At 72.4% G+C, this 12,502-nt stretch carries 7 protein-coding genes and 2 pseudogenes; 5 read left to right on the top strand and 4 right to left on the bottom strand.

Features of this window, described 5'->3' with window-relative positions; translation table 11 throughout:
• Positions 1-4 precede the first annotated feature (4 nt).
• From ACZ8AI_RS12195 to csrA, 4 genes are all read left to right on the top strand, one after another.
• Positions 5-1,186 carry an EscU/YscU/HrcU family type III secretion system export apparatus switch protein gene (locus ACZ8AI_RS12195; protein WP_464858427.1) on the top strand — a complete coding sequence of 394 codons (1,182 nt, stop codon included), beginning with the start codon at positions 5-7 and terminating at the stop codon, positions 1,184-1,186.
• Positions 1,183-3,237: a flagellar biosynthesis protein FlhA gene (locus ACZ8AI_RS12190; protein WP_464858426.1), complete on the top strand. Its 2,055-nt coding sequence runs from the start codon at positions 1,183-1,185 to the stop codon at positions 3,235-3,237. The genes ACZ8AI_RS12195 and ACZ8AI_RS12190 overlap by 4 nt, the downstream gene beginning before the upstream one ends.
• 486 nt (positions 3,238-3,723) lie before the next feature.
• Positions 3,724-4,116, top strand: coding sequence for a hypothetical protein (locus ACZ8AI_RS12185; RefSeq protein WP_464858425.1), 393 nt, complete (start codon positions 3,724-3,726; stop codon positions 4,114-4,116).
• Between the two features lie 4 nt (positions 4,117-4,120).
• Positions 4,121-4,393, top strand: coding sequence for a carbon storage regulator CsrA (csrA, locus tag ACZ8AI_RS12180; RefSeq protein ID WP_464858424.1), 273 nt, complete (start codon positions 4,121-4,123; stop codon positions 4,391-4,393).
• A gap of 133 nt (positions 4,394-4,526) precedes the next feature.
• Here the strand turns inward: csrA and ACZ8AI_RS12175 are convergent.
• A pseudogene (locus tag ACZ8AI_RS12175) lies at positions 4,527-6,618 on the bottom strand (acyl-CoA dehydrogenase family protein).
• Positions 6,619-6,856: 238 nt separating this feature from the next.
• On the opposite strand from ACZ8AI_RS12175, the gene ACZ8AI_RS12170 reads away from it, so the two are divergent.
• Positions 6,857-8,314 carry a peptide MFS transporter gene (locus tag ACZ8AI_RS12170; RefSeq protein WP_464858528.1) on the top strand — a complete coding sequence of 486 codons (1,458 nt, stop codon included), beginning with the start codon at positions 6,857-6,859 and terminating at the stop codon, positions 8,312-8,314.
• Positions 8,315-8,468: 154 nt separating this feature from the next.
• Here ACZ8AI_RS12170 and ACZ8AI_RS12165 read toward each other — a convergent pair whose 3' ends face one another.
• The 3 genes and pseudogenes from ACZ8AI_RS12165 to ACZ8AI_RS12155 form a co-directional block, all read right to left on the bottom strand.
• The gene (locus ACZ8AI_RS12165; RefSeq protein WP_464858423.1) at positions 8,469-8,681 is read right to left on the bottom strand and encodes a hypothetical protein; all 213 of its coding nucleotides are present in this window, start codon (positions 8,679-8,681) and stop codon (positions 8,469-8,471) included.
• A gap of 707 nt (positions 8,682-9,388) precedes the next feature.
• Positions 9,389-9,562 (bottom strand): annotated as a pseudogene (locus tag ACZ8AI_RS12160) (SbcC/MukB-like Walker B domain-containing protein); the annotation flags it as partial.
• Positions 9,563-10,780: 1,218 nt separating this feature from the next.
• A complete protein-coding gene (locus ACZ8AI_RS12155; RefSeq protein ID WP_464858527.1) occupies positions 10,781-12,478 on the bottom strand; it encodes an ATP-binding protein in 1,698 nt (565 codons plus the stop codon).
• Between the last annotated feature and the right edge of the window lie 24 nt (positions 12,479-12,502).

Genomic DNA, 12,502 nt, shown 5'->3' with positions numbered 1-12,502 from the left:
CCCGATGTCGGACAGCGGAGAACGGTCCGAACAGGCCACCCAGAAGCGGATGCGCGAGGTCCACCAGAAGGGCCAGATCGGTCGGTCGCAGGACCTCGGCGCGTGGATCGGCATCGCCGCCGCGGCCGTGATGATGCCCGCCGCCGTGGGCAACGCCGCCGCGGCCGGGTCCGACCAGCTCCGGGCCGTGCAGCGCGTCATCGCCGACCCCACGATCGGCACGATGAACGAGGTCTTCCACGGCGCACTCGGCTCGATCGGTGCCACGCTCGGCCCGATGCTCGTCGTCGTCCTGGTCGCGGTCGTCGCCGCGGCGGTGGCGCAGGGCGGGGTGCACTTCCGGAAGATGGCGCCGCAGCCCGACCACTTCGATCCCGTCGCCGGCCTGAAGCGCGTCTTCGGCACGCAGGCGCTCTGGAACGGCGTCAAGGCGCTGCTCAAGACCGTGGTGGTCGGCCTCGTCCTCTGGTTCGCGGTGCAGGCGCTCGTCCCCGTCCTGATGACGAGCGGGTCGCTGCCGCTCTCCGCCGTGCTCGACGCGGCCGCCGCGGGCACCGGCACCCTGATGCGTGCCGCGATCGCCGCCGGACTCGTGCTCGCCGCCCTCGACGTGTTCGTCGTGATCCGTCGGAACCGGAAGCGCACCATGATGACCAAGCGCGAGGTCAAGGACGAGAACAAGCACAGCGAGGGCGACCCGCTCGTGAAGTCCCAGCGCCGGTCCCGCCAGCTCGCGATGAGCCGGAACCGCATGGTGCAGGCCATCGGCACGGCCGACGTCGTGATGACGAACCCGACGCACTACGCCGTCGCGCTCAAGTACGAGCCGGGCAAGTCCGCGCCGCGGGTCGTCGCGAAGGGCGCCGGGCCGGTGGCGAGCATGATCCGCGACCACGCCGAGCAGGAGCGCGTGCCGATCGTCCGCGACGTGCCCCTGACCCGTGCGCTGCACGCCGCGTGCGAGCTCGGGCAGGAGGTCCCCGTCGACCTCTACACGCCCGTCGCCCGGGTGCTGTCGTTCGTGATGGCGCTCAAGGCCCGGGGCGCCGCGGCCGGCACGCACGCCGCACCCCGGCCGACCACGCCCGACGAGGTCGCCGCGGTCATCGACCCGGCCTCGCTCACGGGTGACCTCCGACCCCGCAAGCTCCGCCCGACCACGTCTCCTGAAGGGGTGCCCGCATGAACCGCAAGGACCTGCCGAAGCTCGCCGTCCCGGTCTTCATCGTCGGCATCATCCTGCTGCTGATCCTGCCGGTGCCGTCGTTCCTGCTCGACTTCCTGATCATCTGCAACATCCTGCTGGCGCTCGTGATCCTCCTCACGACGCTGTTCGTGAAGAAGCCGCTCGACTTCTCGGTGTTCCCGTCGCTGCTCCTCGTCGCGACCCTGTTCCGGCTCGGGCTCAACGTCGCGTCGACCCGCCTCGTGCTCGGCGAGGGCTTCGCCGGCGACGTCATCCAGGCGTTCGGGCACGTCGCGGTCTCCGGCTCGATCATCATCGGCGCGGTCATCTTCCTGATCCTCATCGTCATCCAGTTCGTCGTCGTGACGAAAGGCGCCGAGCGCGTCGCCGAGGTCGGGGCCCGCTTCACCCTCGACGCGATGCCCGGCAAGCAGATGGCCATCGACGCCGACCTGAACGCCGGGCTCATCACCGACGAGCAGGCGAAGGAACGCCGCGCGTCCGTGTCCGCCGAGGCCGACTTCTACGGTGCCATGGACGGCGCGTCGAAGTTCGTCAAGGGCGACGCGATCGCCGGCATCCTGATCATCGTGATCAACCTGATCGGCGGCATCGCGATCGGCATGCTGCAGAACGGGCTGAGCGTCACCGACGCCTTGTCGAAGTACGGCATCCTGACGATCGGCGACGGCCTGGTCACCCAGATCCCGGCGCTCCTGATGGCGGTGTCCACCGGCATGATCGTGACCCGCTCGGGCGCCGAGTCCGAGATGGGCTCGTCGGCGGCGAACCAGCTCGGGCAGTCCAAGAACGCGCTGGTGATCGCCGGCGTCGCCGCGATCGCGATGGGCTTCATCCCGGGCATGCCGATCCTGCCGTTCCTGCTCGTCGGCGCGACGCTGCTGTTCACCGGCTGGCGCATCGGCCAGAACGCCAGCCGTGCCGCCGCCGCGAGTGCCGAGCAGGAGGCGCTGGCCGCCGCCGCGCCGACCGCGGACACCCCAGAGGACCTCATCGAGCAGATGCGCGTGCACGCCCTCGAGATCCTCCTCGCACCCGACCTCGTCGACATGGTGTCCGGCTCATCCGACGACCTGCTCGGCCGCGTGCGTGCGCTCCGCCGCAAGATCGCGATCGACATGGGCATCGTCGTCCCGCCGGTCCGCACACGGGACAGCATCGAGCTGCCGCCGTCGACCTACGCCATCCGGATCGCCGGCGTCGAGGCCGGCCGCGGCACCGCCCCGTCGCGGAGCGTCCTCGCGCTCGGCGACCACCTCGAGGGCCTGCCGGGGGAGACGACCGTCGAGCCGGTGTTCGGCCTCGCCGGCAAGTGGGTCCCCGCCGAGCTCCGTCACGCCGCCGAGATGACCGGCGCCACCGTCATCGACCGCGTCTCCGTGCTCGTCACGCACCTGCAGGCGATCATCGGCGACAACGCGGCGCGGCTCCTCACCCGCGAGGACGTCAAGGTCCTCACCGAGGGCGTCAAGCAGGTCAACCCCGCCGCCGTCGAGGAGCTCGTCCCCGGCATGCTGTCCCTCGCCGAGCTCCAGCGTGTGCTGCAGGGCCTCCTCGCCGAGCGCGTCCCGATCAACGACCTCGGTCGGATCTGCGAGGCGCTCACGCTCCGCGCGAAGGTGTCGACCGACCCCGAGGGCCTCGTCGAGGCCGCCCGCGCCTCGCTCGGCCCCGCACTGCCCGCCCGGTACCTCGACGGCGGCACGCTCCGGGTCATCATGATCGACCCGCTGCTCGAGCAGTCGATGCTCGAGGGCCTCCGGCCGTCCGAGCAGGGCACCCAGATCGTGCTCGACGCGCACCGCATCGAGCAGGTCCTCGGCTCCCTCCGCGACGCCGTCCGTGCCGTCGAGGACCAGGGGATCTCCGCCGTCCTGGTCTGCGCCCCGCAGCTCCGCCCGGCCGTGCACCGCATGGTGTCCGCGCAGTCGAACGGCCTGCCGGTGCTCTCCTACCAGGAGGCCACCGCCGCGGGCTCCACCATCGAGACCGTGGGAGTGGTCCGTGCCGCCGACCCGATTGCAGCGTAACGGCGCCACGCTCGACGAGGTCCGCGACGCCGTCCGGGCCGAGTTCGGCGCGGGTGCCCGCATCGTCGCGGCCGAGCGCGTCACCACGCCGGGCATCGGCGGTCTGTTCCGCAAGGCGCACGTCGAGGCGACCGTGGAGGTCCCCGCACCCGACGAGGTCCCGACCGCGCGGGTGGCCATCGCCGACGGCGTCGTCAAGCGCGTCGGCATCGCGGCGCTCCTCGCCGACGCCGAGGAGGCCGAGGCGCGCATCGCCGGCGGCGACGGCACCGCGATCACGCGGGCCGACGCGTTCGCGTCGGTGCTGGACGGCTTCGTGGCGGACGGGATCACGGGGAGCGCCCCGCGCCCGACCGGACCGGTCGCCGAGCCGGGCCGGCCTGCCGATGCCGTGTCGCGCCTCCAGGACGTGTTGCTGCCTGGAGGCGCGGACCGCGCCCTCGACGACCGTTCGGCCACGCGCGTGGCCGCTGTTCCTGCCCCGCAGTGCGGTCCGCCGACGGCGACCTCGTGCTGCTCGTCGGCCGCCCCAACGACGTCGACGCGGCCGCGGGCATCTTCGCGACGCGGTACGCGCTCCGCCCCACGGACGCCGCGGACCGACGGAGCGGCATCCTCGCCCGGGCCGAGGGCGTGCGCGACGGGGCTGCGCTCCTCGCCGTCGCGGCGTGGGACGACGCGGCGACCGTCGACGGTCTCGCACCGGACCAGGTGTGGGTCGTCGTCGACGTCGGGCGGAAGCCGTCGGACTCCGCCGCCATGCTGTCCGCGGTGGCCGGACGGGCCGTCGTGGCCGGGGTCGTGGCCATCGGCGCGGGCGAGACCGCCACGCCGGAGTCGGTCCACCTGCTGGGGGTGCCCGTCCTGTCGCTAGGCTGAACGGGTGCTGGTACTCACGCGGAAGGTCGGCGAGCGGATCCTCGTCGGTGACGACATCGTCATCACGGTGCTCGACAGCCGCGGGGACGGCGTCCGCATCGGCATCGACGCACCGCGCGGGGTGAAGATCCAGCGCGAAGAGGTCGTGCGGGCCGTCACCGAGGCGAACGCGTCGGCGTCCGCGACGGCTGCCGACGACGACGCCGAGGCGCGGCTGCGCCGGGCGCTCGGGGACCTCGGTTCGCCGGGGGCCGACGGGGCGGACCCGCGGGGCTGATTGCCGTTCCGGGCGGGCGTCTGCTGGGCGCGTGCGTGTGCCGGGCGCGGGCGGTGTTGCACCCCCGCACGGACGTCGCGCCCCCGTGTGACGGGGTGCAACGTCCGTGCGGGGGTGCGATCGACGCGCGCCACTAGGGGCGGGGCTTCTTCTCCTGCTCGGGGAGCCGCCCGGCAGCGGCTTCGGCGGCGAACCACGCCCGCGCTTCGTCCTGCCGAGCCTGCTCGGCACCGAGGGCGATGGGCGCGCGGACGTGCCCGGGCTCGTAGCCGAACGAGTCGAGCAGCTGCGGGACGACCGGGCGCACGCGGGCGACGAGCCGGTCGATGTAGGCCGACACCGCACGGGCACGCTGCGCGGTGAGGCGGCCGTGCAGCAGGTACCAGTCGAGGTGCTGCTCGAGCAGGCCGAGCGCGAACAGGTCGCGCAGCCAGACCAGGACGCGTCGGGTGTCGCCCTCGGGGACCTCGTCGATCGCCTCGGTGAAGGCGTCCCACTGCATGAGCTCGGCGTGCGCCTTGGCGGCCTCGATGAGCTCGTGCTGCGAACGGTTGAGCAGGAGTGCTCCGCGCGCACGGTCCTTGCCGGCGGAGGCGAGCCGGAGCCCGATCTCGGTCACCGTCGTGTCGACGCGGCCGGCGAGCAGGTCGCGCTGCGTCCGGGCGTCCTGCAGGTCGGTCACCGAGGCGGCGAGCGAGCCGCGGTCGGCGACGGTCTGCCCGATGCGGCGGAGCCCGGTGGCGTCGGCGAGCTTCGCGGCGGCCTGGGCCGCGACGAACTTCGCGGTGGACGCCGGGTCCTTCGGTGCCTTCGCGCGGAAGTCGGTGAGCAGCCGCTTGCCGACCAGCTGCAGCAGCACGGTGTTGTCGCCCTCGAAGGTCACGTAGACGTCGAGGTCTGCACGGAGCCCGGTCAAGCGGTTCTCGGCGAGGAAGCCCGCGCCGCCGCAGGCCTCGCGCGCTTCCTGCAGGGTGTCGAGCGCCGACCAGGTCGACATCGACTTGAACGCCGCCGCCTGGGTCTCGAGGTCCTCGCGGCGCTGCGGGGTGTCCTCGCGGCCGCTGAACACGTCGTCGAACGTGCGGAGGAGCTTCTCGTGGGCGAACGACTGCGCGAACACGGTCGCCAGTCGGGGGATCAGCCGGCGCTGGTGTCGCCCGTAGTCGAGCAGGACGCCCTCGGTCCCGTCGCCGGTGGGGAACTGGCGGCGCTGCGCCGCGTAGGTGAGGGCGATCTGCAACCCGATCTTCTGCGCCACCACCGCGGCGCCGTCGAGGGACACACGACCCTGCACGAGCGTGCCGAGCATGGTGAAGAACCGGCGGCCGGGGGAGGCGATCGGGGACGAGTAGGTGCCGTCCGCGGCGACGTCGCCGTAGCGGTTCAGCAGGTTCGTGCGGGGGACCCGGACGTGGTCGAACCACAGCCGGCCGTTGTCGATGCCGTTGAGGCCGCCCTTGACGCCGTCGTCCTCGCCGCCGACGCCGGGCAGGAAGGCGCCCTCGTCGTCGCGGAGGGGGACGTAGAACGCGTGCACGCCGTGGTCGACGCCGTCGGTGACGAGCTTCGCGAACACGACGGCGGCCTTGCCGTGCAGCGCCGCGTTGCCGATGTAGTCCTTCCACGCACCGCGGAACGGCGTGTGCACGACGAACTCCTCGGTCGCCGGGTCGTACGTGGCGGTGGTGGCGATGCTCTGGACGTCCGAACCGTGCCCGGTCTCCGTCATCGCGAAGCACCCGGGGACGTCGAACGAGACGATCCCGGGCAGGAACTCGCGGTGGTTCCGCTCGGTGCCGAGGTGGTGCACGGCCGAGGCCGAACAAACCCCACTGCACCCCGGCCTTGATCTGCATCGAGGGGTCCGCGGTGACGAGCTCCTCGAAGGCGGCGAGGTTGCCGCCGTGGTTGCTCTGACCGCCGAACTCCGACGGGTAGGGGCGCTGGATCGCGCCGGCGTCGACGAGGACCCGCAGCTGGTCGAGGGCACGGGCCCGGTGCTCGGGGATCGGCTGGCCCTCGATCTTGTGCAGCGCCGGGTCGAGCGCGAGTCGGCGCGAGGTGCGGCGGTCCTCGGCCCAGCGGCCGAGCAGCAGCTCGGCGAGCAGGTCGACGTCGATCCGGACGTCGGTGTCCGTGCCACCCGTCGGCGTGCCGGCGGCGGGGTCGCCGGCGGCGTCGGCCTTCGGCGTGTTCGTGCTGTGGACGGGTGCGGTGTCGACCATGGGCGGAGCCTTCCTGAACTGCGGTGTCCGGTGTTGCAGAAGCCACGCTACCGACGGCGCTGCGAGCCGCCCGAACGCGGTCGGCCCGCACAACCCCGCCGTGGTCTCGCACGCTGCCGGGTGGTGGGAACCCTCCAAAGACGCGCGTGCGCCATTCGTGAGACAGCTTCGACGATTGGGGGGGGGGGGGGGGGGGGGGGGGGGGCACGGCCCTCCGCCGAGGGGCAGACTGTCGGGCATGTCAGGCACCACCGCACCACCGGAACGCACGCGAACCTTCTTCGGGCAGCCGTTCGAACTGTCCACACCGTTCGCGGTCGAGCTCTGGGAGCGGTTCTCGTTCTACGGGATGCAGGGCATCGTCCTGATCTACATGTACTACACGGTCTCGCAGGGCGGCCTGGGGATCGACAAGGGCATCGCGAGCGGCATCATGGGGGCCTACGGCGGCGCCGTGTACCTCTTCACGATCATCGGCGCGTGGATCGCCGACCGGCTGATCGGCGCCGACCGCACCCTGTTCGGCAGCGCCATCGTCGTGATGCTCGGGCACATCGCCCTCGCCCTCATCCCCGGTGTCGCCGGGGTCGGCGTCGGCCTGGTGCTCATCGCGCTCGGCTCCGGCGGCCTCAAGGCCACGGCGACGACGATCGTCGGCGGCCTCTACAGCCGCGAGGACCCGCGCCGCGACGCCGGCTTCTCGCTCTACTACCTCGGCGTCAACCTCGGCGCGTTCTTCGGCCCGCTCCTCACGGGGCTGCTGCAGACCTCGCTCGGCTTCCACTACGGCTTCGGCCTGGCCGCGGTCGGCATGGCGGCGGGCCTCGTGCAGTACGCGATCCGCCGCAAGAAGCTCCCGGAGTCGGTGCGCCACGTCGCGAACCCCGTCGACCGCCGCCGGCTCCCGCTCGTCGGCGTGCTCGTCGTCGTGGCCCTCGTGGTGATCCTGGTCGCCGTCCTCACCGGGCTGCTGAACGTCGGGAACCTGCCGACCGTGGTGGTCTCGATCGTGATCCTGGCGACCATCGGCTACTTCGTCGTGATCCTGACGAGCGGCATCACCCCGCAGGAACGCTCGCGGGTCCTCGCCTTCATCCCGCTGTTCATCGGCAGTGCCGTCTTCTGGTCGCTCTACCAGCAGCAGTTCACCGTCGTCACCGTGTACTCCGACGAGCGGCTCAACCGGTCGCTGTTCGGCTGGGACATGCCCGTCTCGTGGGTGCAGTCGATCAACCCGGTGTTCATCATCGTGCTCTCCGGGGTGTTCGCCGCGATCTGGACCAAGCTCGGGCCGCGCCAGCCGTCGACGCCGACCAAGTTCGCCTTCGGTACCGGCATCATGGGCGTCGCCTTCCTGCTGTTCCTGCCGTTCGTGAACAGCGGCGAGAACGGCACGCCGCTCCTCGCCCTCGTCGGCATCCTGCTCGTCTTCACGATCGCAGAGCTCCTGCTCTCGCCCGTCGGCCAGTCCGTCGCGACGAAGCTCGCCCCGCCGAAGTTCCAGACGCAGATGGTCGCGCTGTTCTTCCTGTCGGTGTCGCTCGGCACCGCGGTGACCGGCGTCCTGTCGCGGTACTACGACCCCGCCAACGAGGCACCGTACTTCGCGATCCTCGGTCTCGTCGCCGTGGCGGTCGGCGTCGTGCTGCTCGTCCTCGTCAAGCCGGTGCTGAAGCTCATGCGCGGCATCCGCTAACCTGGGGTCAGCCAGACCGGCCCCGCAACCAAGGAGTCACCAATGCTCGAACTCATCGCAGGCATCATCATCGGCGTCGGTGTGCTCGGTGGTGTCGGCACGTGCATGGCCGTCGCCGCCATGATGAAGAGCGGCTCGGAAGAGTACTAGGCCGCTACTCGGCCGCTGCCGGTTCGACCGGCACCAACTGACGACTCAGGACGGTCGCGCGCTCGAAGGGGCCGCGGCCGTCCGTCGTGTAGGCGGGCTCGTCGAACGCGACGTTCCACGCCCGCTGCGTACCGCCGAGCTGGGCGCCCGCGGCCGCGACGATCACGCCGATGGGTTCGTCGGCCCACTGCTCGCCGCCACGGTCGATGCCGACCACGCGCACGAGGGCGCCGATGCCGAGACCGGCGGAGTCGTCGGGGCGGGGGCTGGGGGAGCGGCGTCCGAACACGTCTTCACCGTAGCGTGCACGCCCTGACGCCCCGCGCCGAGCAGAGCGCAACGCGCCGCGCTCGTGTCCCGCGAGATCGCGGTTTCGCGGCGCACTGCCCGGCCGCCCCGTCACCAAGTGCGATTTCGGCAGCCGTGCAGCAGCCGTGCGGCGGCCGTAGGGCGGCGTGCGCCCGCGGGCGAGCGGGCGCACGCGCCGCTCCGGGCACCGAGCGTGAGCAACACGGCCCGCTCGGGCGCGGGCGTCGAGCCGGTGACGTCGTCGGCCTGGAGGCGCGGGGCGGGCTGGCACTGCGCCTCCAGGCCCGCAGGTGCGCACACCGAGCGGGCGCAACGCGCCGACGAGATCGCACGTTTGCGCGGCAGCCCCGGCCGCCCCGCCACGAAGTGCGATCTCGGCACAGCAGGCAGGCCGGGCGCCAGCCGCGCGCGTCAGACCCGCGCGATCTCGGTGATCGACGAGTGGCCGGTGTCCGGGTGCTTTCGCATCGACAGGAGGCGTTCCATCGACGGCTCGAGCGCGGTGACCTTGTCGAGCGGCGCACTCACCACGAGCTGGAACCCGAGGCGGAGCCACGCGGTGACCGCACGCCCCGCGAACTCCGAGTCCGCCTTGATGAACGCCTCGTCGAGGAACACCGGCGCGAACCGGGGCCGCGGACGGGTCTCGTCACCGAGCTGGTAGCGGAGTGCCGCCCCGACGATGAACGCCACGAGCTCCTGCGTCTCGCCACCGGACTTGTCGCCGAGGGACGAGTACACGCCGAGGTCGTTGCCGTCGGTGTCGTACCGGACGGCGGTGATCTCCATGTGCCGACGGACGTCGAGCACCGCGTCGCGCTGGGTCGTGCGACCGCGGGGTGCGTCCGTGTCGGGGGCGGATCACGGCCATGAAGCGCCGGAGCCGGCGGAACCGGGTCTCCAGCACGTCGTCGGTCAGTTCGGTCTCGACCGAGGCGGACAGCGCACGGAGGCTCCCGGCGGAACTGGGTGACGTCCTCGCGCGTGACGCGGCGGATCTGGATCTTCAGCCGGTCGCGGTTCGCGCCGAAGGGCAGTTCGCGGAGGATCTCGTTGACGGGCTCGAGGCGCTCCTCGATCTCGACGACGGCACGGTCGAACGCGCCGGCGAGCGGGACGAGGTCCTCGCCGCTCCACTGCGACAGCCGTCGGCGCCACTCGCTGCGTCGGGCGTGCAGGCCGGTCGCGACGATCTGGTCGAGGATCGCGTGGTAGTCCGGGTACGAGGCCACCCCGGTGCCGAGGTTCGGGTCCGGCCAGGCATCCTGGTAGCGCTGGAACGTCAGGGTGAGGGCCGTCGATGCCGACGCGGCACCGTCGAGCGCCTGGGACAGCCGTTCCTCGAGGCGTCGCCGGAGCCGCCGTGTGGCGTCGTCGAAGCCGTCGATGCCGTCCGGGGCGCCGACCTCTTCGAAGGTCTCCTCCAGGAGACGCGACTGCGCGGCGTCCGGCAGCGACTCCGGGGTGTCGTCGAAGCGCGACAGGATCTCGGCCGCGGCGTCCTGTCCGTCGACGAGGACGGCGTGCCGTTCGTCGAGTCGCGCGACGGTGAGCCGCGCAGCCGAGCGGCGGTCCGCTGCCTCGTCGAGCGCCTTCCGGAGCCGGGCGACGGACTCGCGCAGCGTGCGGAGGCCGTCGTCGGCGGCGAGCAGCGCGTGCCGCTCCTGGTCGAGGCGGGCGAGCGAGGACTCGAGGCCGTCGACGTCGATCGCCTGCCACGTGACGTCCACGACGTGCTGGTGCGCGGCGCGGATCGTGTCGAGCGCCGCGAGGTCCTGCGCGACGTCGGTGCGCCGGGCCTCGAGCGTGGCGAGGTCCTGCGCGATCGACGCCAGCTCCTGCTCGACCGAGGCGACGCGCGCTTCGTTCGTGAAGCCGATGACGTTGGCCTGCCGACGGTCGCCGTGCGCACCTCGTCGGCCGTCGCGGAGCTGGCCGGACTCGGTGACCCGACGGCCGCCGCCGCCGAGCTCGGACGCATCGGCGACGCAGCGGGCGTCGGTGCGGTCAGACTCGATCCGCTCCCGCACCCAGGTGCTGAACGGCGACGACTTGATCGCGAGCTTGCCGGACACCATCGAGGGGTCGCCGTCGAGGTCGATGTGCGGCCCGGTCGGAACGCCCTCGAACTGGATGCGGACCGGCAGCCGGAGCGCGTCGATGGCCTCGCTGAAGGCAGCGAGGCGGTCCTGGTCGACGAGCAGTGTGCGGGCGACGGGCGCGAGCACGGACTCGATCGCGGTGCGCCAGCGCTCCTCGCCGGGCAGCACGTCGAGGAGCTCCGCGACGAACGGCAGCTCCGAGGGGTCGATGCCGGCCGCGCGGGCCATCTGCAGCCGGGCCTCGTGCATCGGCAGCGGCATGGCGCCCTGCCGGTGTTCGAGCGACTGCCGTTCCTGGCGCAGGGAGCGCTCCCGGTCGAGGAGCGGGTACTCCTCGCGCGTCAGGGCGTCGCGGCGGTCGTCCAGGTCCGAACGCGCGGCGGCGTACGTCCCGAGGAACTCGTGCGCGGCGCGTTGGATCGCGGTGAACGACCGCTCCGACGACACGGGCGACCCGAGGACCGCGGTGCGCTCCTCGAAGACGGTCCGGGTGCGGACGACCGCGTCGCGTTCCCGGGTGAGCCGATCGATGCGGTCCTCGAGCTGGCCGAGCGCGTTGCCGCCCTGGTCGCGGAGGCGTGCCTCGACGTCCCGCAGCTCGACCTCGACGGCGGCGTGCCGGGCCTCGGCCGCGGCCACCTCGGCCCGCGACGCCGTGCGCTCGCGTCCGTTGCGCGCGACCTCGGCGTCGAGCAGGGCCCGCTTCCGCGAGGCGGTCCAGTGCGCGAACGGGGAGACCTCGGCGCCGGTCGCGATGCCGTCGAGGGCTTCGGCGGCCGCCGTGGCGCGGGCGATCTCCTCGTGCAGCTCGACGATGGGGGAGAGGATGCGGACCTTGCGCTCCTCGGTGTCCATCGCCTCGTACGCCTCGTCGAGCGCGGAGAAGTGCGCGAGGGCACGGTCGGCGGCCTCGTACGTGCCGGGGGTCTCGAGCACGAGCGACTTGTAGAGCGCGTCGACGGTGGGCAGGTGCTGCCCGGCTTGGATCCGGGCGAGCAGGCGCATCGCCCGGTTCCCGCCGCCGGAGTCGCCGATGCCGAGCCGCGTCTGCAGCGTGTACGCGAGCTCCTGGTAGGTGTCGCGGATGACGAGCCCTGGCACGCGACCGGTCAGCTCGAGGTGGTGGAAGCGGGACGGCACGAACTCCTCGAGCCGCCGCAGGTCGAACGTGTCGTCGACTGTCGCCATCGTCATCTGGATGTCGCCGACGCCCCGCGCACGCTTCGGCACGATGTACGCCCGCAGCACCGTGAAGCGGCGCTCGTCGTCGTTCCGGAACGTCACCGCGGCCGCGCCCCACGTCGTCCTGGTCGTCGCCGCGCAGGTTCACGTCGCGCAGCGCGCCGGACTCCGGGTCGCGCCGCGTGTCCACCTTGCCGCGCAGGTACGTCAGCAGGTTGCGCTGGTCAGCACTGCGCGCGCGCCCGGTCGTCGCGTCGTTCGAGGCGCCGTTGAACGGCACGTCGGACGGCATCATCACGGCCAGGTAGGCGTCCATCAGGGTGGACTTGCCGGTACCGGACGCCCCCGAGATCAGGGTGGCGGTGCCGGAGAGCTCGACCTGGCGGTGGCCGTGGAAACCACCCCAGTTCACGACCTGCATCGACTCGGCGCGCCACTGCGCGAC

It is taken from the genome of Curtobacterium sp. AC273, assembly GCF_979253735.1.
Note: the sequence above shows the minus strand (reverse complement) of the source record. Positions and strands in the feature narration are given on the sequence as shown.